This is a genomic window from Methanofollis formosanus (assembly GCF_019633745.1).
In the GTDB taxonomy this organism is placed as follows: Archaea; Halobacteriota; Methanomicrobia; order Methanomicrobiales; family Methanofollaceae; genus Methanofollis; species Methanofollis formosanus.
Genome location: NZ_CP037968.1, coordinates 65,329 through 88,967, shown reverse-complemented (window position 1 = coordinate 88,967; position 23,639 = coordinate 65,329). Strand labels below are relative to the sequence as shown.

The following is a 23,639-nucleotide window of genomic DNA, read 5'->3' as shown; positions in this document are numbered from 1 at the left end:
CAAACCCAGAATATATTTTTTCTCTCATGATCAGCTTCACTGCGATCCAGAAGACCGACCTGAAACATTCTGTGAGAGAACATCTTTCTATGCAGACTCCCATCCTCTGTTTTGACCAGAGGATGCGGATCCGTGCTACTGAGAGAAAAAATACTTTTTACGCTTGCTGTGCTGGTTCTTGCGGCCGACCCTGTGGCGGCCGGTGCGGCAGGCCCGGTCGCCGACGCCGATGAGGTCGCCCTCCGGACGGTGGCGGCCTACGAGCAGGCGGGATCGATCTCGGCGACAGTGGCGGTGCACGGACCGGGAGATCGAGAGGAAGAGATCCTGATCAGGGCAGAACCGCCCGACTGTTTCAGGGCCGATCTCCTGCACCCTGAATATCATGACGGCGTCGGGGTCGTCGTCGTACGTGACGGACTCCTGTGGAAGTACTGGCCGCCGACCGCAGATTTCCCGGCGACGAGAGGCGCCACAACAGACAACCTCTCGAACGTTCCGGGCACATATCTTGAGACCGCCGTCAGCGCGCTCAGGAGTATGACGGTCGGAGCGGCATGGACGGCAGAGCATGACGGCCGTCCCGTCTATCTGCTCCGGACCGCAGCACCGGCAGACCCCTGGCCGTTTCCCGTAGAGACTGAATCTCTCAGGATCCTGGTCGACGCCGGGAGCATGGAGATTGTGCAGGTCGAGGGGATCGACCGGGACGGGGCGGTTCTTCTGACCGCGGAGTTCGGGGAGATGACGACCGGCGTCTCCCTCCCCGAGGACATCTTCGCCTTCTGTCTCCCGAAGGGCATCTGGCAGAGGGTTCCCCCGGTGACAGGCGCCCCGCTCCTGAACCTGGCCTTCTTCCTTTCTCACCTCCTCTTCTTTGCTTCTGATCTTGCCGTCGTCTTCCATGCCTGGCCCTATCTCGGGTACCGGCAGGTCTCCAGGGAGAATATCCTTGAGAACAGAACGCGGCGGCGGATCTACGAAGCGATCCGTTCGATGCCGGGCGCCCACATGCACATGCTCTCCAGACTCACCGGGACAAACATCGGGACGCTCCGCTACCACCTTGCACTTCTCCAGGACGCCGGCAAGATCGTCGCCGCACGCACCGGCGGGTATGTACGCTACTACGAGAACAGCGGCAGGTACGACGAGAACGAGATGAAGATCCTCGGCTCTCTCAGGAACGAGGCGAAGAGCACGATCATTTCTATACTCTTCAGAGAACCCGGGCTCAGTCGGAAAGAGATCGCGGCACGCCTCGGTATCTCAGGGCCGGCAGTCTCCAGACACCTGAAACACCTCTGTGACGACGGGACGGTGGAGGTTGGAGAGGACGGACGCACGATCAGGTACCGCCTCGATGCCCGGGCCGGGGCATTTCTCGACGACGTCCTGAGAGGAAAGAAAAAAAGGTATTGAGGATTATTCCTCGGCCTGCTCTTCGGCGGGCTCTTCTGCAGCGGCCTCGACGGGCTCCTCCTTCGGGAGCTCGGGGCGCTTGAAGGACTCGACAAAGACGACTTCCTTGACCTCTTCGATGTACTCGAAGATCTGGTAGACGACGACGCCGCGGGCCATGGTCCAGCGCTTGTCGTAGTTGATGCCGGCCGGCAGGGTCACGGTCAGGACGCCTTCGTCGAAGGCGAGGTCCATGTCGCGGCCCGAGAAGAGCTTGATGAAGCCCTGTGCCTTCTCCACAACGTCCTCGACGATACCCTCGATCGTGTAGGTGTACGAGAGGGTCTGGCCCGCGAGCGGGTGGTTGAAGTCGATGACGGCACGCTTGCCGACGACGTTGACGACGACACCCTCGCGCTCGCCGGTCTGGACACGCATGCCGGCCTTGGGCTTCTCTCTGAAGTTGTTGGTGCTCACCGACTCGACGAGCTTGGGGTCATGCGGCCCAAAGCCCTTCTCGGCCGGCACCTCGACCTCGTTCTCCTCGCCGACCTCCTTGCCGACGAGCGCCTCGTCGAGGCCGGGGATCACGTGGTTGCTCCCGACACGCACGACGATCGGGGCATAGTCCTTCTGCTGGCTCTTGATGCCTGCTTCTTCAGCTTCGGCCTCGATGGTGGTGTCAAAGACCTCGCCCTCGATACGACCGATATAATTGAGTCTGATGACGTCTCCTTCCTGGATTGCCATGGGATACACCTTGTCTATATTAAGTCATGACGAAGATACTTAAATTGGTGCCATCGGATGTTTGAAGTCGAAGCAAAGATACCGGTTTCGGATCTCGAAGAAATACGGGCGCGGCTCGTCAGAATAGGCGCTGCAACGCCGACATCCAGCGAACAACAGGACGTCTACTACAACCACCCCGACCGGGACTTCAGGGAGACCGACGAAGCCCTCCGTCTCAGGTACGAGGGTGAGCGGTGTACGGTCACCTACAAAGGTCCCAAGTGCATCTCGGAGAGCGCCAAGGCGCGGGAAGAGTTCAATGTCACCGTCGAGTCGGGTGCGGTCATGGAAGAAGTCTTCGTCCGCCTGGGCTTCAGGAAGAGTGCCGAAGTCAGGAAACACCGGGAAGAGTTCGCCCTCGGCACGGCGGCCGTCGCCCTCGACGAGGTGGAGGGACTTGGCAGGTTCGTGGAGATCGAGGTGATGGTCCATGACCTGAACGCCGGGGCCGAAGACGAGATCGCCCGCATAAAAGGAGAACTGGGGATCGAGGGCGACCACGTCCCGCAGTCCTATCTCGAACTCCTCACACGGTGAGCAGTTCGATCGTGATCTCGCCGGGTTCGTCGCCGAAGGTGAGCATGGCGCAATTGCCCTCCGAGGCCGGGCCCGGGTTGACGACCCTGACCCCGTCCACCTCGACGACGCCCTTGTGCTCGTGCATGTGGGCGCAGCAGACCAGGTCGAACTCCTTGAGGTGGTCCCTGACGCTCGTGCTCCCGACATGGTTCTCGCCCGCCAGGTCGAGGGCGCCGTGCGGCGGGGCATGGGAGATGAGCACGTTGTGGACGTTCCGGTCCATCTGGGCGGTGGCCCGTTTTATCAGCCGCTCGATCTCTTCTTCCTGAAGTTCGAAAGGTGTGTCGAAGGGTGTCGGGTTGGACCCCCCGATCCCGGCCATCGAGACGTTTCCGATCGTGAAACTCGCCCCATGAAGGTTGACGCACTCCGAACGCTCGATTGCATCGCAGATCTCGCGAGGGTCGCAGTTGCCGGGGACCGCAAAGCAGGGGACGTCGATGAACGACCCGATCTTGCCGACCAGGTCGCACGGCCCGAACTGCGTGAGATCGCCGGCAATAATGACAAAGTCGGGCTTCAAGTTCAGGAACGCGTCCATTTTGCCCAACTGGCCATGGATATCAGCCAGCAATAACACATTCATCATGATAGAACATCTGAATGGTTCCTAAAAAACCTTCTCTCAGGATCGTCCCAGGATCCCGTGATCCTGCCTGCCAGGGCGAGCTGGCCGAGGGCCCGCTGCGTCTCCGGGAGGAGGGGCCGCGGCTCCATCCCGGCCATCGGCGTCCCGGGAAGCGGGATGAACCGGTGGACATGGGCCTTGCCTTTCCTGACGACCTCACGGACGAGCGAGAGCGTCGCCGCTTCGTCTTCGTCCTCGTCGCAGGGGAGGCCGACGATGAAGTCCACCACCGGGAGGATGCCGTGGTCCCGGCAGAGATCGAGGGCCTGCTCGACGTCGGCGACGGTGTGGCCGCGCCTGAGCGCCTTGAGCACCCGGTCCGAGCCCGACTGCGCCCCGAAGTGAAGGCGCCGGTTCGCACAGTACGTGGTGATCAGGTCGAGCGCCTCCTCTGAGACGAACTCCGGGCGCACCTCCGAAGGGAAGGTCCCGAAATAGATCCTGTTCGTGTGAAGGGCCTGGAAGAGTTTCTCCACTTTATCGAGCCGCGGGTGGACACCGTCCGAACCATAGGCCAGGGCGTTGGGGGTGACGAACCGGGCGTCCCTGAACGCCGTGGCCGCGCGCGCGATCTCGTCGATGGGCCGGTGGCGCATCCGACGGCCGAAGATCCTCGGCGTCTGGCAGTAGGCGCACCCGAAGGGGCACCCCCGCGAGATCTCGAGATACCCTTTGAACTGCGAGAACGGCGGGTACGCCGGGAGAAAAACCGTATGGTCGGGGGGGCAGAGTCCTCCCTCGCGGGTGGCCACGCCCGGGATCCGGCCGCCTGCCTCCCCGGCCTCGATCGCGTGCAGCAGACGCGGGAGGGTCCGTTCCCCCTCGCCGACCACCACATAGTCGGCGTACGCCGCCGTCTCCATCGGGCAGGCCGTGGCATGCGGGCCGCCGACGACGGTGGTGCAGGGGGCCGCGGCGATCTCTTCCCTGAGATAGGGGGCGTTGAGCGAGTTGAGGCTGTAACAGGTGACATCGCCCACCGGGGCCTTCACCGGTTCGAGCTCGAACCCCTCGCTCTCGCAGGCGGCGTACAGGGCGGCGAACGAGTTCCTCGCGTGGGTGATCTCCCGCCAGTTCACCTGCATCAAGCGGCCCTCATGCGTCCCAGGCGACCGTCCCCTCGTCGCCGTCGACCGTCACCTCGGCCCCGTCGGGCAGGTCGGCGAGTCCGACCTCGAGGTGGTCGACCATCGGGATCCCACTCATGATCGCACCGGTGGCGATGATCGGTTCGGCCTCGGTGTTGATGATGGCCGCCGGGGCCTTCTCGTTTCTGCTGAGGGCATACATCACGTACGAACCGACCGTCGAGCCTTTGCCGTACGGGAAGGCAAAGACCGTCCCGACGATGGACTGCCCCTGCAGGGGGTGGCCCTCCTCGATGATCACGCCGCTCTCCGGGTCGACGCCCGACAAGAACGAGAGCGGTGCGTCCGAGACCAGCAATCTCCCTGATGCCGATCCCTTTGCAATACCTCTTCCTTTGACTATCACTTCCACACCTAATAAATGGTATAAAGACTCCACTATATTAGAGACATGGAAGACTCAGTGGTTAACGTCAGCAGTGACAATGACCTGTACAAACTTCAGCTCCAGGAGATGAAAGCAAAGATCCTGGATCTGAAGATGCAAAACGAGTTGCTCCAGAAAGAGGTCAACCAGCTGCGCCGGGAGAACAACCAGCTCAAGCGCGTGCCCCTTTTTGTTGCCGCAGTCGTCGACAAACTCGGCGACGGCGAGGTCTACCTCAGGCAGCAGGGCAACAACCAGGAATATATCACCAGGGTCAACCCCGAGCTCTATGCCGAGTTGAAGACCGGAATGAAAGTGGCGGTGAACAATGCCCTCTCCATCGTCAAGACGGTCGGTACTGTCTATGACGCACGCGTGCGGGTGATGGAACTCGAGGCCGTGCCTGACATCACCTTCGAGCAGATCGGAGGACTGAAAGAGGAGATCGAGGAGGTGCGTGAGGCGGTCGAGTACCCGCTCACCAGGCCGGAAGTCTTTGAAGACGTCGGCGTCGAACCCCCCAAGGGCATCCTCCTGTACGGCCCGCCGGGCACCGGGAAGACGCTCATCGCCAAGGCCGTGGCGCACAATGCCGAGGCCGAATTCATCAGGATGTCGGGCTCCGAACTGGTCCACAAGTTCATCGGCGAGGGCGCCCAACTCGTGCGGGAACTCTTCACCTTCGCCCGCGAGCACGCTCCCTCAATCGTCTTCATCGACGAGATCGATGCGGTGGCGAGCATGCGGACCAACGACGGGACGTCGGGCAGCGCCGAGGTCCAGCGGACCTTGATGCAACTCCTGGCCGAGATGGACGGCTTCGACAACCGCGGCAACGTGCGGATCATGGCGGCCACCAACCGCGTCGACATGCTCGACCCCGCCATCCTCAGGCCCGGGCGGTTCGACCGGATCATCGAGATCCCGGTGCCCGACGTCGACTCCCGCCGCGAGATCTTCAAGATCCACACGGCGAGGATGAACCTCTCTGGCGTCAGCCTCGAAGGTCTGCTCCCGCTGACCGAGGGGATGACCGGCGCCGAGATCCAGGCGATCTGCCGGGAGGCCGGGATGCGTGCCGTCCGCCGGAACGTCAGGAAGGTGGAGCATGCCGACTTCCTCGAGGCCATCGAGAAGGTCGGGCACGCCGAGAAGAACGCCCCCGACTCCAGGATGTACATCTGAGGATATGCATCTCCTCCTCATCCCGCGTGAGGGGACCGACCTCTTCCATACTCTTTTTGCTTCCGAGACCAGCAGAGAGGTGCTCAGGTTCTACCGCCCGCAGAAGAGCGGGTGCGGGGTGGTGATCGGCGTGATCTCTCTTGGCGCCGCCCTCTCGCTCGCCAGCGAACTCCGCTGGTACCTGCGGCGCTACGTCGCCCTTGCCCTCCTCGAGGTCGAGGCCGGGCGATACTGCACCCTGGGGTACGCGAGGGCCATCGACCACCGCGAGGTCGACCCCGACCGTCCGCCTGAAAACCGTCTCTCCGTCATCGTCAGGGATGGACGGGTCAGGTCGGCCGGGGCCGGCGACGAGGGCGTCGTCGAGGTCTGGGCATTGCCGGGCGAGAGGATCGTGAGTTAACCATCACGACGCCCGTGACATTTCTTGTATTTCACCCCGCTCCCGCACGGACAGGGGTCGTTTCGCCCCACTCTCGCTCGTTCTTCTCCGGCGAGCACCTTCATCACGCCGTCGGCGGTGCGTCCCCGCCTGAGGAGGTCGGCCATCAGCCGCATCGGCCGGTCGATATGGGAGAAAAAGATCCTGTACCCTTCGCAGAGGTAGTTGAGGCCGGGTTCGGCGTCCGGGGTTGTGATGAAACGGTTTTTCGGGCATCCGCCGCGGCAGGCGAAGAGGGCAGGGCATTCCCGGCAGCACCGCGGAAGGCCGTCCTGCTTCTCCCGCCCGAACCGTTGCTGGTTCTCTGAACCGACGAGCACGGCAAGGGGTGTCTTGGTGATGTTGCCGAGAAGATATGCCGGTTCGACGAAGTGGTCGCAGGAGTAGAGGTCGCCGTTGTGCTCCAGTGCGACCGCGGCCCCGCAGGTCGGTGCAAAGGTGCAGAGGCCGGCGGGATGGCCCGTCCATGCGGCGAGCGCCGTGTCGAAGTGCTGCACGAAGACCTCCCCCACGTCCCGCCGCACCCACTCGTCGAAGATGGTGCAGAGGAACCGTCCCCATTGCACCGGGTCCACCGAGCGGTCGGTGACCGTGGGCCCGTCCTCCCGTTCGACGATGGGGATGAACTGGAGATACTGCGCCCTGGCCTCGTCGCGGAAGAAGCGGTAGGTCTCAAGGGGGTGGTCGCCGTTCGCGGCGTGCACCGTGCAGAGGATGTTGTACTCTACCTTGTGCTCCTGCAGGCACCGGAGCCCGGCCATCACCCGGTCAAAGGATCCTCGCCCCCGCCGGTCCACCCGGTAGGCATCGTGCACTTCCTTCGGGCCGTCGATGCTGATGCCGACGAGGAAATTGTGCTCACGGAAAAATGCGCACCAATCGTCGTCAAGAAGCGTGCCGTTGGTCTGGATGGTATGGGAGACCTGCATGCCGGGCTTTTTGTACCGCTCCGCCAGTTCCACCGAACGGCGGAAGAAGTCGAGCCCCATGAGCGTCGGTTCGCCCCCCTGCCAGGCGATAGTCACCCGCAGCACCTGCTGGCCCTCGATGTACTGCCTGAGAAACTCCCCCAGCAGCGCCTCGCTCATCTGGAAGTTGCTGCCCGGATAGAGTCTCTCTTTTTCGAGGTAGAAGCAGTAGCGGCAGGCGAGGTTGCAGATCGCACCGACGGGTTTGGCGAGCACATGGAAGGCGGGCGGTGCCGGACTCATGAGCGGGGATCGCCTTTTCTTGATGATAGAGGTGTCGGGTGTGGGGGGGTTAGGAGGGAGGCCATGCTGGAGATCACGATCACGTTCAATCGCGACTGAAGAGCGTACGGGGAACGTCTGCCCATCGCACCTATCGATCCGCCCTCAATTGCAGCATCTTCACCGCCGCCTCGCGCTGGGGGGCGTTGCCCTCCGGAACCCCCCACGGACCGATGAATCGGCGGGGGCGGCAATGAAGTGGTGATCCCGTGTGGTGTCCTGCTCCAGAGGAGGAGCAAGGATCCACACGCCGGAGACCAACGAGAATTTTCCATCGAGGTCATCCCATGACTCTTCAGTCCTCCCCCTCCCAGAAGATAGCGGTGGATGTGGAGAAAATATCCTCCCCTTTTCGTTGCGCACCCAGCGCGATGGAATGATCCGGCGTGCCGCCCTCAATTGGAGAATCTCCCCCGCCGTCTCGCGCCGGGGGGTTTCACCCCCCTGACCCCCCACGGACCGAAGATTGCCAGGGGGCGGCGAAGTGAACATGATCCCCACTGATTCTCCTCTCTTGAAAAGAGAGAGAGAGAGAGCACGTGACGAGAAATTTTCATCCCATATGCTTGAGGCGTGCTCTCGCCTCATGAAAAATTCCACAGGTCCCATCGATGAATCTCATGCCTCCCTCCTCACCTTCGTCGGGGGTGTTGCCCGCGGTTCTACACAAAGCACGAGAGAGCACCGCAGGATTCCTCGTCCTTCCGGGCGGTCACTTCTCACCCGCGCCCCACCCCACATCGATGTTCTCCCAGTCTGGGAGGTTCCTGATGAACTCACGCGGGTCGAATGGTATCTTCTCCAGGTCCACCCTGATCTGCGAGGCGGCAAGAGTCTCTGGTCTGGCATTCTCGATCCCCTTCAGGGGGAAGTCGCGTGCAGGTTTCCGGTCAGGGTACTTCTGCTTCCAGATCTCGTGGCGTGCCTTCATGATGTTGAACATGCCCTTCGTCGGGAAGAGCGGGAGCATCTTTGGCTGGACCTCACGCGGGTCGTTGTAGAGATCATAAAACGCCGCCCCCGTGAGTCCGGGCGATTCACCAACCCAGACTCGTTTGAAACGGCCTTTTACCGTGGCGGCGAGAACCGGCCCGGTATAGATGAAATTGTAGTCGCGTCTGCTGAAGGTGTCCCCGTTCAGCAACAGGGAGGTCTGGTCCACCCCGTCGATGATGCGGTCGGTGGGGACGTGGTCGAGCGCCCCTCCCAGGCGGGCGAAGGTGGTGAAGAGATCGGTCTCGTGGATCATGTCGCCGACGATCTGGCCCGGTGCTATCATGCCGGGCCACCAGGCAAACGCGGCCACGCGCACACCGCCCTCCCAGTAATCGCTCTTCCCGCCGCGATAGATGGTCTCGACCATCCCCGGCGGGCCGTTGTGGACCATCGGACCATTGTCGGCCATGAGCACCACGAGCGTGTTCTCGGCAATGCCGAGAGTTTCAAGTTCGTCCCTCAACTCCCCGATAAACCGATCAAGCCGGACCAACCCTTCCTGAAGGAGCGCCCTTGAAACCGTCTGTTTCTCTTTGAACCCGGCAAACGATGCCAGTTGCGGCCAGTACGCAACATAAAACGGCTTCCCGCCCTTGGCGTTTGTGCGGATGAACGCCAGGGTTCTTCTCTCACATTCAGGATCGATCTTCAGGTAGTCCTCATGGTCCGGCGGGTGGCCCCACTCACGGACTGTGCCCTCTTTTCTGCCTTCAAGGGCCCATACATAGCCGCGCGGTTCCCACCCGCGATCGAGGTCGTACGGGTCGGCGGGAAACATTTCCGGGAACATACCGGTGATCGCACCCATGTTCTCCGCCGCCGGGGTGTAGATGCTCGGCACCTGGTTGTAGGGTGTGAAGAGCGCCTCGTCGAAGCCATGGTTGGTCGCATAACTCTCTTCGGTATCGCCGAGATGCCATTTGCCGTAGAACGCCGTGGCGTACCCGACGCTGGAGAGCACTGTGCCCATGGTCACCTCTTCTGCGTCCAGACCCCCGTATTCATAGGGAAATGCGACATTGTACATCCCGCTGCGTACCGCATGGCGGCCGGTCATGACCGCGGCCCTGCTGGGTGTGCAGGAGGGTTCGGTGTACATCCTGCAGAAGAAGATGCCTTCGGCTGCAAGTCTGTTGATGTTGGGCGTTTCAAACCCGCGTGTCTTCTGGAGATGGGGAATGCCGACCTCGCCGAAGGCCGTATCGTCCCACATGATGTGGACGATATTCGGCGGGGTGCCGTACTTTTTCCGCAGTGCTTCGAGCCTTGCGTCGAGTTCGTCATCTTCGGCGGCCCACACTTCTCCATGACGTGCCTCAAGGATGTAGTACTCGGCGTCATGGACAATTTCGTTCTTCTGTTTCATACTCATCCTCCCGGCATATCCCGGTCGAAGTCGTCCCAGGGCGGTTCGAAATCGATGAACTCCAGCGGGTCGAAGGGCAGTCTGCTGCGATCACGCACCAGCGGTTTTGCAAGCCGTTCAGTCTCGGGCCTCGGATTTTCAAGCCCCGTGAACGGCACCCCGCGCTTCTCGGGCCTGTCCGGGTACTTCTTCTTCCAGATTTCGTGGCGGACCCGCATCCGTTTGAAGGCGAGGTCGGTGTGGAGCAGCGGGATGAGGACCGGGAACTGCTCGCGGTGGTCGAGGTAGAGATCATAAAAGGCGGCGCCGGCCAGTCCGGGGTGGTCGCCCACCCAGACGCGTTTCCACCGTCCCTTGATGGTGGCGGCGAGGACGGGGCCGGTGTAGACGAAGTTGTAGTCGCGCCGCCCGTGCGTGTCGCCGTTGATGAGCAGGGCGGTCTGGTCAAGGCCGTCGACGACGCGGTCGCCGGGGATCTGCTCCATGGCGCCGCCGAGTCTGGCAAAGGTGGTGTAGAGGTCGACCTCGTGGATCATGTCGCCGACGATCTCTCCTGCAGGGATCATACCCGGCCACCAGGCAAATGCCGCCACTCGAATGCCCCCTTCCCAGTAATCGCTCTTGCCGCCGCGAAAGATCGTCTCTGCCATGCCCATTCCCGGCGGCGGGTTGTGGGTCATGGGGCCGTTGTCGGCGTGGGCGACGAGCAACGTGTTCTCGGCGATGCCCAGGTTCTTCAATTCCTCCATCACCGTGCCGAGGAACGCGTCCACCTTTCTGAATCCCTCGGAGAGGAGGCTTCTCGCAACCGTCTCCTTCTTCGGGTCGGCGATGAGGCCTATCATCAGCGGCCAGTAGGCCACGTAAAAGGGCGTTCTGGCTCTTGCATTCTTCCTGATGAACTCAAGGGTGCGCTTCTCGCACTCGGGGTCGATCGCTTTGTAGTCATTGATGCCGGTGTCCCCCCATTCACGCGCCGTCTCGCCCTTTCTACCCTCGATGGTCAGGATCCACCCGTCGGGGAGGAAGTTGTCGTCGATCTGGTAGGGATCCTTTTTGAGATTCTCCTCGACAAGGCCGAGGACGGCGTTCGCTCCCTCGCCCTGCGGGTTCCAGAGGCTCATCACCTGATTGTAGGGCGTGAAGAGCGCTTCGTCAAAACCGTGGTTGTGGGGATAACTCTCCTCAAGGTCGCCGAGGTGCCATTTGCCGTAGAACGCCGTGGCGTACCCCGCGCTGGAAAGCACCTCGGCCGTGGTGACCTCGTCCCCCCTCAGGCCCCCGTTCTCGATGGGGAACGCGACGGTGTGCATGCCGTGGCGCACCGGATGGCGCCCCGTGATCACCGCCGCCCGGCTGGGCGTGCAGGCCGGTTCGGTGTAAAAACGCGTGAACAGAATACCTTCTTCGGCGATCCGGTTGCAGTTCGGCGTCTCAAAACCCCGGATCTTGTTGATGGCCGGGATCCCCGCGTCGCCGAAGGGCATATCGTCCCACATGATGTGGACGATATTCGGCGGGGTGCCGTACTTTTTCCGCAGTGCTTCGAGCCTGGCGTCGAGTTCTCTGTCCTCTACCTCCCACTTTTCCCCGTGCTGGTCGTAGAGAATGTAGTACTCCGCGTCATGGACTACATTATCGGTCTTCGTCATGCTTCTCCCCCGGTTCCATACCAATCAGGATGTATGGCCGGACCGACCAATGCCTGCGGTTGAATATATACCTTGTCGGGGGATGCACTATCGTACGATTGTCAGGGAACGATCATGAAGGAGTTGTTGCCGCCCCCGCCTATCCTGACGCGGGGTGCGAGCCCTCCGCTCCTCACACTCCGGCATCAAAATTCAACAGCACCGAAAAATAGGCTTTGTAAAAATGCTCTGGATGACTATCTCTGCGGGGTGCTGGCCGCCCCCCGAACCCCCCGTATCAGGATGGGGCCAGGGACGGCAACCCCATCTTCAGGTTCATTAATGGTGCCTTCCCGGCCCAATCTTCATCCCGGAGGTCCGGGGGCAGAGCCCCCGGCGCGAGGGCGTGGGAAGGCGTGATGATCAGACGTACCCCTGACCCCCCTACGGACGGAGATAACCAGGGGGCGGCGATTGAACCGTATCTTCCTGATGCCCTGCGTGAGGATAGGGATCCCTTCAAACTCTGAAACACTGCTCAGAGAAATGTTCAACCGCGTATGCTTGAACTGCGGGGTTCATGCCAAATTTTACACAGCCAAAAAAAAGAGGAAAATATTCAGGCGAACATCTCGCCGAAGGTGTTCTTGAGCGTCGGGCGCACGAACCCGTTCGAGACCTTCTGCATCGCCCGGACAAAGTCTTCCTGGGTGATCTCGGTGCGCTCGTCCCGGATCGCGAACATCCCGGCCTCCATGCAGATCGCGTGGAGGTCCGCGCCATTCCGCCCCTCGGTATCCCGTGCAACCGCCCTGAGATCGATCTCCGAACTCAGGTTCATCCCCTTCGTATGGATCTTCAGGATCGAGAGACGACCCTCCAGATCGGGGAGGGGGATCTCGATGATCCGGTCGAACCGCCCGGGCCGCAGCAGGGCCGGGTCGAGGATGTCGATCCTGTTCGTCGCCCCGATGATCTTCACGTCGCCGCGCGCGTCGAATCCGTCCATCCCGGCGAGGAGCTGCATCAGCGTCCGCTGCACCTCGCGGTCGCCCGAGGTGATCGACTCGGTCCGGTGCGCGCCTACCGCATCGATCTCGTCGATGAAGATGATCGTCGGCGCCTTGTCCTTTGCCAGCTCGAAGAGCTCGCGGACCAGCCGCGCCCCCTCGCCGATGTACTTCTGCACCAGTTCGGAGCCGACCACCCTGAGGAAGTAGGCGTTCGTCTCGTGCGCCACCGCCCGCGCCAGCAGGGTCTTGCCGGTGCCCGGCGGGCCGTACAGGAGCACGCCCTTGGGCGGGGTGATCCCCACCTTCTCGAAGAGCTCGGGTCTGGTGAGCGGGAGTTCGACCGCTTCCTTCACCTCTCGAATCTCGTTTTCGAGCCCGCCGATATCTGAATAGACCGCGTCGGGCCGCTCCTCCAGTTCCATCCCGTAGACCTGCGGGTCGTAGTTCTGCGGCAGCACCTCGATCAGGGCCAGGGACTGCTGGTTCAGGGTGCACCGGCTCCCGGCCTTGAGGTCCTTGGGCTCGATGAACTGCGAGACCCTGACCAGGAAGCGGGGCCCTGCGCTGCTCCTGACGATGACCCGGTTGTTATCGATGACATCGATGATCTCGCCGACGACAAGAGGGGGACTCCTGAGCTGCTCGATCTCGCTCCGAAGCTTCCGCATCTCGCGCTCGTACCGGATCTTCTGCGTCTCGACATAGCGCTTCTCCGACTCCATCTGACGCATCCGCTCCCTGAGCTCCAGGTTGCGGTTCTCGAGATTGGAGATCCGCTCTAGCAGGCACTTGCAGAGATCTTCGTTATTCTGCAGATCGGTTGGATCACAGCCACTGTCCCCCATCAGCCCTCCTCGAATAGGTATATAGTATAAAATGACTTAAATGTGTTTGCGAGTAGTATGCAGTGTGAATTGTGTGGGGCTCCAATTCGCGGCGCCCCGAAGAAAGTACAGATCGAGGGGGCAGTGCTCCAGGTGTGCGAGAAATGTGCGCGTCTGGGTGTGGAACTGGCACCGCCCCGCCCGGTCGCGACAGGACGGAGAACACAGGCGAGAACACAACCCCGGGCCGCGGCCAGACCGCCGCAGCGGGGCCGCGATGTCTTCGACATGATGGTCGGGGAGATCGTCGACGACTTCGGGGACCGGATCAAGAAGGCCCGTCTCGATAAGAACTGGACCCAGAAAGACCTCGCAAACGAGATCAAGGAACGCGAGATCCTCATCAAGAAGATCGAGAAGGGCGACCTCATTCCTGAGGACGCCGTCAGGGTCAAGATCGAGAAGGCGCTCGGGATCAAACTCCTCGACGTCTCGGACGAAGACCTGGAACGCCGGGGGACCGGGAAGATCACCACGACCGTCGGCGACATCATCAAGATCAAGAGGGAATGAAATGACCGGACCCCTGATCATCGTAAATCTCAAGGCATATGCCGAAGGCACAGGGGAACAGGCAACTCGCATCGCCGCCGCGGCCAGAGAGGTCGCGGAAGAGAGCGGCGCCGTCATCGGCGTCGCTCCGGCATATACGGACCTGGGCATCATCGCCCGGGACTATGATGTCCCGGTCTATGCCCAGCATATCGACGGCGTCACGCCCGGCGCCCACACCGGGCACGTCACCGCCGAACAGGTCAGGGCCGCCGGGGCCTTCGGCACCCTGATCAACCACTCGGAGCGGCGGCTGACCCTTGCAGAGATCGAGGCAAGCCTCACCGCCGCCAGACGGTGCGGGCTTCAGGCGGTGATCTGCACCAACAATGTGGCGACGACCGCGGCGGCGGCGGCACTCGGGCCTGAATACGTTGCCATCGAACCGCCCGAACTGATCGGGACCGGCGTCTCGGTCTCCAAGGCCGACCCGGGGATCATCGAGCGGTCGGTCGAGGCGGTGCGGCGGGTCAACCCCGCGGTAAAAGTGCTCACCGGCGCCGGGATCAGCACCGGCGAATGCGTGAAGATCGCCCTCGGCCTCGGGACCGACGGGGTGCTCCTCGCCTCCGGCGTCGTGAAGGCACAGGATCCCGCGGCGGCCCTGCGCGACCTGGTCTCGCTCCTCTAGGCGATGAGGGCGATCAGGTCGTGCTTGGTGATCACGCCCCTGACCTTCCCTCCGTCGAGGACAAGAACGGCGTGATGCTGCTGGAGGAGGTGGACCACCGTCTCGATCCCGACATCGGGCGGGACGGTCGGGAAACTGGACTCCATAAAGTCCTTCACTTTTCGTGCGTGTGCCCGTGTCAACCCGACCTGTTCGACGGTGTTGACGATCGCAGACTCTGAGATGCACCCGATCGGGACGCCGTCCAGGATCACCGGGAGTTGCGAGACGTCCTCGCGGCCCATGATCTCGACCGCGGTCGTGATCGAGTCGTCGGGGGTGACGGCGTGGACGGGGGCGTGCATCACCTGCGAGGCGGTGATCGCCGGGTGTTCTGCCACCTTCAACACCTGGATGATCTTTTTGAGCGTGCTCACCCTGGGGTCGACGGTGCCGGACTCGATCCTGGCCACCATCGACTGGGAGACGCCAGCCCTGCTGGCGACGTCGGCCTGCCTGAGGCCGAGCATGATCCGTTTTGCCCTGATCTCGGCGGGCGTAGGGATATACATGGTATTACTCATAGTGATTCCATGAGATAAAAATATACAGAAATCTGCCCGGCGGGAGGTCGGGGTTTTTCTCCCCCAGGATGGGGAGGGAAAGGAGATCGGATTGTTCTTCTCGGTGCGATGATTGATGTACCCGGCGACCCTCAGAGTGGCGGTGTCGGGGTTGAAGGGTGACAGTTCGATGTGATGATCAGCCCTGCCGCCCCTCTTGCAGAACCTCCTCTGTCATCTCGCGGCGGTGGGAGAAAATCCAGGCCGCCTGCGTGATGATCAGGCGTGCCCCCCTCATCGTAGAATCTTTCCAGGAATCTCGCGCCGGGGGTTGCACCCCTCGGACCTCCCATGACGAGGATAGGCGCGGACGGCAATGAAGTGGTCGCCCTCTGTGGTGTCCTGCTCCGAAGAGAGAACAAGGATCCACTCACCAGAGACCACCAGGAATTTTCATCCCGTATGCTTGAGTCAGAGGTTCATACTCAATTCTACAGTGCCAGAATTCCCTGGATTAACGGGTCAATTTCCTTGATGGAGTTGGTTATGTCAATCTCTGTCCTATCTTCTTGGAGAGTGGATCAGGGGGAGGGAGGTACCCACTCTTCACTCGCTTTCCATAGTAGAAGAGGCGATATGATCTCCATGTATCCTCCCCTAGACAGATTCAAGATAGAAAGCCCTCCCAATTTCCCATCCTGCACCTTCTATCCAGACGACGACTGCCGTCTCTGCTGGTATGTTCAGATTTTCTGATGAGGTAAGACTCATCTCCAGGCATGTCTTTTCCCTGGTCTCAAGAGTGAAAGTGTCTGGAGTATAGAAGACCTGCACTCCTTCTGGTAACCCCTCGGTCCGGGCGACCCTGATCTCTGTGCTGACGGTGGCCTCTGAAGAAACGATGATTGGGAGGGTCGCCGATGCGTTTGGTTTCAGGACCAGAGTAGACGCTCCTGGAAGATCGGCCCTGACCGCTTCGAATCCCGACGCGTTCACCATATCAAACTCGAAGAGGAAAGGAGAAAGCCCCCCCTCTCCCTCTGGAGCATTGATGATCGGTTTGTCCAGAATATCCGGCTGGAAAGAAGGAGGGGTCAGGACAGGGGTCGTGGTCTCAGGTTCTTCCTTTGTCGTACACCCGACCGTGAAGAGTGTACATCCGAGAATGGCGAGGGAGAACAAAAGGGCCAGAATTTTTTTCTCTTTATACATTCTCCTCTCCTTTTTTCATTTCATTCTCTCTCCATTTTTCTCACATTTTTCCTCCCAAAGGCACGGCAATGGCTATCGAGGATGATGACCTACAACTCCGTAGCCTTCGGGCGATTTGTTGGGGCCGGGAAGTACTCGTTTTAAGTTCTCCGGCCCCGACAGGACATCGGTTAAGGTATCCACGACCCGAAGTATATTTTTGGTGACATATATCGATTATGTGTCGATTCTATCCATCTCGAAAAGATGAAAGCCTTTTTCTCAATGCAATGACCCCTATAATTTTGTGACCGAACAACACCCATGTCACGGGGGTGCTGTGAATCACTCATGATCGTGTATGATTCCGGTCGTGGAGATATCATATTCAGTGAACATCTTCCGGATTGAACGATATTTCCCAGGCAGGAGGGAGAGTCGAAGACCTGCGGGTCTTCTCAAGTTCGCTCATTTCGCACCTTGCGTCAGAATAGAACCAGGAACGGTACCATCATCTTCAGGATCTTTTCCTCTGCTTCTCCATCGCCATCCCCGTGATCCTGGGACTGCGAGCGATAACGAACTTGAGAAACACGGAGTGTTTCGAAGGTGCCCCCGCGCGTTTGATGAGGAAAGGCAGGCGGCTCATGATCGTGGGGGAAAGGGGAGGACTCCTTCTGAACCCTCTATGCAGAAGATCCGCTCAGAACAGTTATCATGCAGTATATCTGAGGCACGCCTTTCGCTCACAGGCTGAAAACAGACCACTCGAAAAAAACCAGCCCACGAAGAACGGAGTCGGAGGAGTAAGCCCCCTTCTGTTCATTGCGGCATTCGACTTAGCGCCATACCCGGGCGGGCCCAGGCGCCCACATGCCCTGTTCTGGCTTGCACCCGCAGGGATTCACCGTTTCAGCGTTTCCTGCCGTTACGTTCAACGGGTTAACTCACGCACCTGGGTGCGCTTCTCGCCCGAAGGCTCGGCCGCATCATCACTGGCGGCAGGGCGTGTCGTTTCTGTGTCATTGCCATGACTCTCGCCACCCGCACTTGCATGCGGCTGCGTGCCTGGTCGGTGGGGGGACTTTCCTCAGCAGCTCTCAAGCCACCGTCGGCCGCACTCTCCCTCTCCTCTTAATAATATGGGAACCCCTGAATATATTGCTAATGTTTGCGCTGACCAGTGAAGAGGGCAGAACGGCGGTCCGGATCGCACGCGCCGCCCTCGAAAAGAACCTCAGGGGCGAAGCATTTACCATGCCCGACCTTCCGCCGGCCTTCTCTGAGAAGCGAGGGGTCTTTGTCACCCTCACCGCCGGAGGAAACCTGCGCGGCTGCATCGGTCTCCCGTACCCGGTGATGCCCCTCGCCGAGGGGATCGTGCACGCCGCCCTCTCGGCCGCCCTCGAAGACCCGCGTTTTCCCGCGGTCCGTCCCGGGGAACTGGCCGGGATCAGGGTGGAGGTAACCGTGCTCTCGGTCCCCGAAGCGCTCGCATGCCCGGCGGCCGGGCGGGCCGGGCACGTCGAGGTCGGCAGGCACGGACTGGTCGTCAGCGGACGGGGCCACAGCGGGCTCCTCCTCCCGCAGGTCGCAACCGAATACGAGTGGAACGCGGAGGAGTTCCTGGACCACACCTGCCTCAAGGCCGGGCTCCCGCAGGGGTGCTGGCGACGGGACGAGTTCGAGGTCGCCGTCTTCGAAGGGCAGGTCTTCACCGAAGAGGTTGAATAAATGGGAATCAGTTTTGAGATCCTGCAAAAAGACATCGCCGCCAGAAACGGGCGGCTCAAAGTTGGCGACAAGACCATACGGACACCGGCACTCCTGCCGGTCGTCAACCCGCACCTCCCGCTCGTCACCCCGCGGGAGATGCAGGAGATGGGCGTCGAGGCGATCATCACCAACGCCTACATCTTCTCCAAGAGCAGCGAATACCGGGACCGCGCCCTGGCCGAAGGGCTTCACAAGGTTCTCGACTTCGACGGCGTGATCATGACCGACTCGGGCTCCTTCCAGTTGATGGTCTACGGCGAGGTGGAGATCACCAACACCGAGACGATCACCTTCCAGCAGGAGATCGGGTCAGACATCATCGTGCCCCTCGACATCCCGACCACCCCGGACAACCCGCGTGAACAGGTCGAGGAGGAACTCGAAGTCACCCTCGACCGGATCAAGGAGGCCCGTGAGTTCCTCGGACCCGACGCCCCGCTCGCCGGGCCGGTCCAGGGCGCGACTTTCCCCGACCTTCGTGAATACGCCGCCAGGCGCGTCCAGGAGATCGGCTTCGACTTCTGTCCGGTCGGGGCGGTCGTCCCGCTGATGGAGAACTACCGGTACAAGGACCTGGTCGACGTCGTCCTGGCCGCCAAACGCGGCCTCTCGCCCTCGACCTGTGTCCACCTCTTCGGGGCCGGCCACCCCTCCATGCTCGCCCTGGGTGCGGCGATGGGCTGCGACATCTTCGACTCGGCCGCCTACGCCCTCTTCGCCAAGGACGGCCGGTACCTCACCACCTACGGGAGCCTGAAGATCGACGAACTCTCCGAACTCGCCTGTCCCTGTGCGGTCTGCCGGAATCACACCGCCGAGGAACTGAAGAAGAGCCCGGAGAGAGAGAGGCTCCTCGCCCTCCACAACCTCTACGTCACCCTCGCCGAGATCGCCAGGATCAGGCAGGCGATCACCGACGGCACCCTCTGGGAACTCCTGGACATCAGGTGCCGGAGCCACCCGCGGCTCCTGGAGGGCTACCGCGAGTTCCTCCGCCATGCCGAAGAACTCGAACGGCAGGACCGCGTCTCCAAGCGGCGGTTCTTCTACCAGGGCACCGAGAGTTGCCGGCGGACCGAGGTGATCCGGTATCACGAGATGATCGAGCGCTTCACCGTTGGGGAAAAGGTGCTCGTCTCCATGACCGGCGACAAGATGGAAGAGTACGACGACGTCCTCTCCTTCAAGCCTCCCTTCGGGCCGTTCCCGACCGGACTTGCCGAGACTTTCCCGATCGGCCAGTCAGAGGTCCCCGCCTGGGACGAGGCGATGATGGAGGCCGGGTGCCGGGGGATCGCGCGGCTTGCAGAGACCCACCCCGAGAGCACGGTGACCGTCCTCGCACCCGCCGACTGGGCGGCCTTCGTGCGGCAGGCCCTTCCCGGCGTGGAGGTGCTGGAGTGACGGCGTTCTTCGAGGTGAAGAGCAGGGACGGGATGGCGCGGGCCGGGACGTTCACCGTCGGCGAGGCTGTCAGCCAGACCCCGACAGCCCTGGACGTCGAGGCGGTCTACTCCTCCCTGGCGGCGATGGTCCATGCCAACGTCCCCCTCACCGCCGACCAGGTGTTCGTGGACGAGTATCTCGTCCAGCCCGAGGAGGAAGAGGTGCGGATCGTCCACCCCCTGAGGGGGGAGGCAGGGGCCGGGGGATGCGCCCTCGTCGCCAACTGGCAGACCATGCTCGAACGCCCCAGGGACTATGTCGCCACCCTCGCGGCCCTCAGGGAGGCTGTGCCCCCGGACGCCGCCTGGTATGCGCCGGCGGCGGCCCTCCCCTCGAACGTCCCCTTCCTGGTCTACACCGGCTTCGACCTCTTCGACTTCGTCGGCGTCGACCTCATGACCGCGCGCGGGCTCTTCTGCACCCCCGAGGGTGAGATCCCGGTCGCCGAGGTGGAGGAAGGGACGTGCCGGTGTGCCGGGTGCGAGGCCGGCGACCTCGGGCTCCACAACCGCCTCGCTCTCCTCTCCGCCTGTGCGACCGCCAGGCGGTTCGTCGGCAAGGAACAGCTCCGCGAACTCGTGGAGATGCGGTGCAGACTGGACGCAAACCAGGTGACCGCCCTGCGCCTTATCGACCAGGAATATACGATGGCCGAGGCCGCCGCCCCGGCGGCGCGGCCCTGCCGGCTGCTGGCCAATGCCGGCGAGTCGATGGAGCGGGCCGAGGTGAAGCGGTTTGCGGCGCGGGTCGTGGAACGCTATGTCCCGCCGAGGGACGACGTCGCCGTCCTTCTCCCGTGCTCCGCGAGAAAGCCGTACTCCACCTCGCAGAGCCACCAGAAGTTCGTGCGGACCGTCGACGGCCGGGCCCACGAGGTGATCATCACCTCGCCGCTCGGCGTCGTGCCCAGAGAACTCGAAGGCGTCTACCCGGCCGGCCACTACGACGTCCCGGTCACCGGGTACTGGGACCGCGAGGAGTGTGGACTCCTCGCCGGGTTCCTCACCGACTATCTGAAGGCCCACCCGTACGGACGGGTCATCGCCCACCTGGAGGGTGGGGCGCTGGAGGTCGCGAGGACGGCCGCCGCGGCCTGCGGGATCGAACTCCAGGAGACCGTCGTCGCCGGCCGCCCGACCGCGCCGGCCTCGCTTGCGGCCCTCGACGAGGCGCTCGCCGGCGAGCGGAAGATACGGAGCACCCCGGTCGCCGGGATGCTTGCTTGGCAGTTCGACGAGCAGGTGGAGACGAAGGGGATGCAGGTGAAGGGCAAACCCTGGCGGCGTGCCGTCTTCAAGGGCAAGACCATCCTCTTCAACATCGATCCCGAGACCGGGCTGTACAAACCGACCTTCAACGGCTGGGAACATCTCCACGGCTACCGCGTCGAGATCGACGACTTCGTCCCGCGCGGCGACGTCCTCGCTCCCGGCGTGACCGGCGCCGACCCCAGGATCCGGGCCGGCGACGAGGTGCTGGTCGTCGGCCCCTCGGCGATGGCGACCGGTCGGGCGGCGATGGGCGCGGCCGAGATGGTCGGGGCACGCCGCGGCGTGGCGGTGAAGGTGCGTAAAGTAAAGTCCTTGCAGCACGAATCATGAAAGCACAGTGCACCATGCAACTGGAGTGGTAGAGTTTGTATCAGGTTGAGGATGCTACGCAGCTCTCGGAGAATGTGTATCAGATCTGGGTCAACGCGCCGCAGGTGGCGCGCCACGCCCGGGCCGGGCAGTTTCTGATCATCAGGGTCGACGAGACCGGGGAGCGGATCCCGCTCACCATCTCGGCGACGAAGGGTGACTCGGTCAGAGTCATCTATATGGCGGTCGGCAAGACCACCGAACTGCTCGCGACCAAGAAGAAAGGCGACGTCCTTGCCGACATCGTCGGGCCGCTCGGCACGCCGAGCGAGATCAAGAATTACGGCACCGTCGTCGTCATCGGCGGGGGCGTCGGGATCGCGAGCACCCCGATCATCGCCCGCGAGGCGAAGGAAGCCGGGAACCATGTCATCGGGATCATCGGGGCGAGGAACAAAGATCTCCTCATCCTCGAAGACGAGATGGAAGAGGTCTGCGACGAACTCTTCATCACGACCGACGACGGGAGCAAGGGGGTCCACGGCTTCGCGAGCACGGTCCTCGAAGGGCTTCTCAAGGAGCGGACGATCGACTGTGTCTGGATCGTCGGCCCGGCCATCATGATGAAGGTGACCTCGCGGGTGACCATCCCGTACAAGGTCAAGACCTTTGTCTCCCTCAACCCGATCATGGTCGACGGGACCGGGATGTGCGGGTCGTGCCGGGTGACGGTCGGCGGCGAGACCAAGTTCGCCTGCGTCGACGGCCCTGAGTTCGACGCCCACCAGGTCGACTTCGACAGCCTGATGCAGAGGCAGCGGATGTACACCGACGAGGAGAAGGAGGCGCGTGAGCACTTCCACCACCATGACCATCATGGCGGTTGCGGGTGCTGCGGGGGGAAGCACTGATGGCGAAAGAGGTGAAGGACTTCACGGAGGTCAACAAGGGGCTTACCGAGGAGAACGCTGTTCTTGAAGCCCTCCGGTGCATGAGCTGCGTCCGCCCGACCTGCGTGAAGGGCTGCCCGGTCGGGATCGATATCCCGGCCTTCATCCAGAAGGTTGCCGAGAAGGACTTCGAGGGCGCTGCAGCGGTCATCAAAGCCGACAACATGCTCCCGGCCATCTGCGGCCGGGTCTGCCCGCAGGAGTCCCAGTGCGAGGGTGCGTGTATCCTTGCAAAGAAGGAGAAGCCGGTGGCCGTCGGGGCCCTGGAGCGATACGTCGCCGATTGGGAACGCGAGCACGGGACGAAGCTCCCGGCGGTCGCGGAACCGACCGGCAAGCATGTCGCGGTCGTGGGTTCCGGCCCGGCCGGGCTGACGGCCGCGGCTGAACTGGCCCGTTTCGGCCATGAGGTCACGGTCTTTGAGTCGCTCCACGAGGCCGGCGGCGTGCTCACCTACGGGATCCCTGAGTTCAGGCTCCCGAAAGCGATCGTGAAGGCCGAGATCGAGCAGGTGAAGGCCCTCGGCGTGGAGATCAGGCTCAACCACCTCGTCGGGCGGAGTGTCCCGGTCGAGGAACTCCTCGGGTACGACGCCGTCTTCCTCGGGACCGGTGCGGGGCTGCCGTACTTCATGGGGATCGAGGGCGAGAACCTCAACGGCGTCTACTCGGCAAACGAGTTCCTGACCCGCGTCAACCTGATGCATGCCAACTGCTTCCCCGAATTCGACACGCCCGTCAAGCGCGGGTGCAAGGTCGTCGTGGTCGGCGGCGGGAATGTGGCGATGGACGCCGCACGCGTGGCCAGGCGGCTCGGGGCGGCGGTGACGCTGGTCTACCGCCGGCGCGAGGAAGACCTCCCGGCCCGTGCGGTCGAGGTGAAGAACGCCCACGAGGAGGGCGTGGAGTTCCTCTGCTGCGCCAACCCGGTGCGGATCGTCGGCGAGACGGCTGTCGAAGGCGTCGAGTGTGTCAGGATGGAGATGTGCGAGGTCGACGCGAGCGGGAGGCCGAAGCCGACCTGCATCGAGGGGAGCGAGTTCACCCTCGAGGCCGACGTCTTCATCGAGGCCATCGGGCAGGGGCCAAACCCCCTCCTGGTCTCGATGATCCCCGGCCTGGAACGCGCTCGTCGGGGCAACCTGGTCGTGGACGAGGACGGGCGGACGACGGTGGCGCGGGTCTACGCCGCCGGCGACGCCGCGACCGGTGCGGCCACGGTCATCTGGGCGATGGGCTCGGCGAAGACGGCCGCGGCGGCCATCGATAAGGCACTGAAAGAGGAGTAA

General features: G+C 62.4%; 21 protein-coding genes and 1 other RNA gene. 11 read left to right on the top strand and 11 right to left on the bottom strand.

Annotated elements, in window-relative coordinates; translation table 11 throughout:
• Positions 1-132 precede the first annotated feature (132 nt).
• On the top strand, positions 133-1,422 hold the full coding sequence (locus E2N92_RS00375) for a winged helix-turn-helix transcriptional regulator (protein ID WP_220681729.1): 1,290 nt from the start codon (positions 133-135) through the stop codon (positions 1,420-1,422).
• Between the two features lie 3 nt (positions 1,423-1,425).
• Here the strand turns inward: E2N92_RS00375 and E2N92_RS00370 are convergent, their stop codons facing one another.
• Positions 1,426-2,151 carry an FKBP-type peptidyl-prolyl cis-trans isomerase gene (locus tag E2N92_RS00370; RefSeq protein WP_220681728.1) on the bottom strand — a complete coding sequence of 242 codons (726 nt, stop codon included), beginning with the start codon at positions 2,149-2,151 and terminating at the stop codon, positions 1,426-1,428.
• Positions 2,152-2,208: 57 nt separating this feature from the next.
• Here E2N92_RS00370 and cyaB point away from each other — a divergent pair, with 57 nt between their 5' ends.
• Positions 2,209-2,730 (top strand): class IV adenylate cyclase, encoded by a 522-nt coding sequence (cyaB, locus tag E2N92_RS00365; protein WP_220681727.1) that lies wholly within the window; start codon positions 2,209-2,211, stop codon positions 2,728-2,730.
• On the opposite strand, the gene E2N92_RS00360 is transcribed toward cyaB, so the two are convergent.
• From E2N92_RS00360 to E2N92_RS00350, 3 genes are read right to left on the bottom strand one after another with little or no spacing between them, the layout of a single operon-like run.
• On the bottom strand, positions 2,720-3,361 hold the full coding sequence (locus E2N92_RS00360) for a metallophosphoesterase family protein (RefSeq protein WP_220681726.1): 642 nt from the start codon (positions 3,359-3,361) through the stop codon (positions 2,720-2,722). The genes cyaB and E2N92_RS00360 overlap by 11 nt on opposite strands.
• Positions 3,358-4,485: a TIGR04013 family B12-binding domain/radical SAM domain-containing protein gene (locus tag E2N92_RS00355; protein WP_220681725.1), complete on the bottom strand. Its 1,128-nt coding sequence runs from the start codon at positions 4,483-4,485 to the stop codon at positions 3,358-3,360. Before E2N92_RS00355 ends, E2N92_RS00360 begins: the two co-directional genes overlap by 4 nt.
• A 10-nt stretch (positions 4,486-4,495) precedes the next feature.
• The gene (locus E2N92_RS00350; protein ID WP_220682903.1) at positions 4,496-4,894 is read right to left on the bottom strand and encodes a DUF126 domain-containing protein; all 399 of its coding nucleotides are present in this window, start codon (positions 4,892-4,894) and stop codon (positions 4,496-4,498) included.
• 45 nt (positions 4,895-4,939) lie between these two features.
• Between E2N92_RS00350 and E2N92_RS00345 the strand changes: the two genes are divergently transcribed.
• A complete protein-coding gene (locus tag E2N92_RS00345; protein ID WP_220681724.1) occupies positions 4,940-6,100 on the top strand; it encodes a proteasome-activating nucleotidase in 1,161 nt (386 codons plus the stop codon).
• A 4-nt stretch (positions 6,101-6,104) separates the two neighbouring features.
• A complete protein-coding gene (locus E2N92_RS00340) occupies positions 6,105-6,503 on the top strand; it encodes a DUF5804 family protein (protein ID WP_220681723.1) in 399 nt (132 codons plus the stop codon).
• Here E2N92_RS00340 and E2N92_RS00335 read toward each other — a convergent pair.
• The 4 genes from E2N92_RS00335 to E2N92_RS00320 all read right to left on the bottom strand — a co-directional run bounded on the left by E2N92_RS00335 (position 6,500) and on the right by E2N92_RS00320 (position 13,643).
• Positions 6,500-7,753: an anaerobic sulfatase maturase gene (locus tag E2N92_RS00335; protein ID WP_220682902.1), complete on the bottom strand. Its 1,254-nt coding sequence runs from the start codon at positions 7,751-7,753 to the stop codon at positions 6,500-6,502. The genes E2N92_RS00340 and E2N92_RS00335 overlap by 4 nt on opposite strands.
• Before the next feature lie 751 nt (positions 7,754-8,504).
• On the bottom strand, positions 8,505-10,154 hold the full coding sequence (locus E2N92_RS00330) for a sulfatase-like hydrolase/transferase (RefSeq protein WP_220681722.1): 1,650 nt from the start codon (positions 10,152-10,154) through the stop codon (positions 8,505-8,507).
• Positions 10,155-10,156: 2 nt separating this feature from the next.
• The gene (locus E2N92_RS00325) at positions 10,157-11,806 is read right to left on the bottom strand and encodes a sulfatase-like hydrolase/transferase (RefSeq protein ID WP_220681721.1); all 1,650 of its coding nucleotides are present in this window, start codon (positions 11,804-11,806) and stop codon (positions 10,157-10,159) included.
• A 598-nt stretch (positions 11,807-12,404) separates the two neighbouring features.
• Positions 12,405-13,643, bottom strand: a complete 1,239-nt coding sequence (locus tag E2N92_RS00320; protein ID WP_220681720.1) for a proteasome-activating nucleotidase — start codon at positions 13,641-13,643, stop codon at positions 12,405-12,407.
• Between the two features lie 57 nt (positions 13,644-13,700).
• Here E2N92_RS00320 and E2N92_RS00315 point away from each other — a divergent pair, with 57 nt between their 5' ends.
• Entirely contained in the window at positions 13,701-14,195 is a 495-nt protein-coding gene (locus E2N92_RS00315) for a multiprotein bridging factor aMBF1 (protein ID WP_220681719.1), read from the top strand.
• Between the two features lies 1 nt (position 14,196).
• Complete coding sequence (gene tpiA, locus E2N92_RS00310; RefSeq protein ID WP_220681718.1) at positions 14,197-14,865, top strand: triose-phosphate isomerase; 669 nt, start codon at positions 14,197-14,199, stop codon at positions 14,863-14,865.
• On the opposite strand, the gene E2N92_RS00305 is transcribed toward tpiA, so the two are convergent.
• From E2N92_RS00305 to rnpB, 3 genes are all read right to left on the bottom strand, one after another.
• A complete protein-coding gene (locus E2N92_RS00305; protein ID WP_220681717.1) occupies positions 14,862-15,416 on the bottom strand; it encodes a CBS domain-containing protein in 555 nt (184 codons plus the stop codon). The two genes, tpiA and E2N92_RS00305, sit on opposite strands and share 4 nt — an antisense overlap.
• A gap of 648 nt (positions 15,417-16,064) precedes the next feature.
• Positions 16,065-16,619, bottom strand: a complete 555-nt coding sequence (locus E2N92_RS00300; protein ID WP_220681716.1) for a hypothetical protein — start codon at positions 16,617-16,619, stop codon at positions 16,065-16,067.
• A 774-nt stretch (positions 16,620-17,393) separates the two neighbouring features.
• Positions 17,394-17,729: RNase P RNA component (rnpB, locus tag E2N92_RS00295), an RNA gene on the bottom strand.
• A 36-nt stretch (positions 17,730-17,765) separates the two neighbouring features.
• On the opposite strand from rnpB, the gene E2N92_RS00290 reads away from it, so the two are divergent.
• Genes E2N92_RS00290 through gltA form a run of 5 tightly spaced genes read left to right on the top strand, consistent with a single transcriptional unit; the run spans position 17,766 to position 23,639 of the window.
• Complete coding sequence (locus tag E2N92_RS00290; RefSeq protein WP_220681715.1) at positions 17,766-18,332, top strand: TIGR00296 family protein; 567 nt, start codon at positions 17,766-17,768, stop codon at positions 18,330-18,332.
• On the top strand, positions 18,333-19,778 hold the full coding sequence (tgtA, locus tag E2N92_RS00285) for a tRNA guanosine(15) transglycosylase TgtA (RefSeq protein WP_220681714.1): 1,446 nt from the start codon (positions 18,333-18,335) through the stop codon (positions 19,776-19,778).
• Positions 19,775-21,421, top strand: a complete 1,647-nt coding sequence (gene arcS / locus E2N92_RS00280) for an archaeosine synthase subunit alpha (RefSeq protein WP_281425787.1) — start codon at positions 19,775-19,777, stop codon at positions 21,419-21,421. Before tgtA ends, arcS begins: the two co-directional genes overlap by 4 nt.
• A gap of 35 nt (positions 21,422-21,456) precedes the next feature.
• The gene (locus tag E2N92_RS00275; RefSeq protein WP_220681713.1) at positions 21,457-22,311 is read left to right on the top strand and encodes a sulfide/dihydroorotate dehydrogenase-like FAD/NAD-binding protein; all 855 of its coding nucleotides are present in this window, start codon (positions 21,457-21,459) and stop codon (positions 22,309-22,311) included.
• Complete coding sequence (gltA, locus tag E2N92_RS00270) at positions 22,311-23,639, top strand: NADPH-dependent glutamate synthase (protein WP_220681712.1); 1,329 nt, start codon at positions 22,311-22,313, stop codon at positions 23,637-23,639. Before E2N92_RS00275 ends, gltA begins: the two co-directional genes overlap by 1 nt.

Coding starts and splice junctions, on each gene's coding strand:
- E2N92_RS00370 (WP_220681728.1), bottom strand. CDS start 2,151: ATGGCAATCCAGGAAGGAGACGTCATCAGACTCAATTATATCGGTCGT.
- cyaB (WP_220681727.1), top strand. CDS start 2,209: ATGTTTGAAGTCGAAGCAAAGATACCGGTTTCGGATCTCGAAGAAATA.
- E2N92_RS00360 (WP_220681726.1), bottom strand. CDS start 3,361: ATGATGAATGTGTTATTGCTGGCTGATATCCATGGCCAGTTGGGCAAA.
- E2N92_RS00355 (WP_220681725.1), bottom strand. CDS start 4,485: ATGCAGGTGAACTGGCGGGAGATCACCCACGCGAGGAACTCGTTCGCC.
- E2N92_RS00345 (WP_220681724.1), top strand. CDS start 4,940: ATGGAAGACTCAGTGGTTAACGTCAGCAGTGACAATGACCTGTACAAA.
- E2N92_RS00340 (WP_220681723.1), top strand. CDS start 6,105: ATGCATCTCCTCCTCATCCCGCGTGAGGGGACCGACCTCTTCCATACT.
- E2N92_RS00335 (WP_220682902.1), bottom strand. CDS start 7,753: ATGAGTCCGGCACCGCCCGCCTTCCATGTGCTCGCCAAACCCGTCGGT.
- E2N92_RS00330 (WP_220681722.1), bottom strand. CDS start 10,154: ATGAAACAGAAGAACGAAATTGTCCATGACGCCGAGTACTACATCCTT.
- E2N92_RS00325 (WP_220681721.1), bottom strand. CDS start 11,806: ATGACGAAGACCGATAATGTAGTCCATGACGCGGAGTACTACATTCTC.
- E2N92_RS00320 (WP_220681720.1), bottom strand. CDS start 13,643: ATGGGGGACAGTGGCTGTGATCCAACCGATCTGCAGAATAACGAAGAT.
- E2N92_RS00315 (WP_220681719.1), top strand. CDS start 13,701: ATGCAGTGTGAATTGTGTGGGGCTCCAATTCGCGGCGCCCCGAAGAAA.
- tpiA (WP_220681718.1), top strand. CDS start 14,197: ATGACCGGACCCCTGATCATCGTAAATCTCAAGGCATATGCCGAAGGC.
- E2N92_RS00305 (WP_220681717.1), bottom strand. CDS start 15,416: ATGTATATCCCTACGCCCGCCGAGATCAGGGCAAAACGGATCATGCTC.
- E2N92_RS00300 (WP_220681716.1), bottom strand. CDS start 16,619: ATGTATAAAGAGAAAAAAATTCTGGCCCTTTTGTTCTCCCTCGCCATT.
- E2N92_RS00290 (WP_220681715.1), top strand. CDS start 17,766: ATGTTTGCGCTGACCAGTGAAGAGGGCAGAACGGCGGTCCGGATCGCA.
- tgtA (WP_220681714.1), top strand. CDS start 18,333: ATGGGAATCAGTTTTGAGATCCTGCAAAAAGACATCGCCGCCAGAAAC.
- gltA (WP_220681712.1), top strand. CDS start 22,311: ATGGCGAAAGAGGTGAAGGACTTCACGGAGGTCAACAAGGGGCTTACC.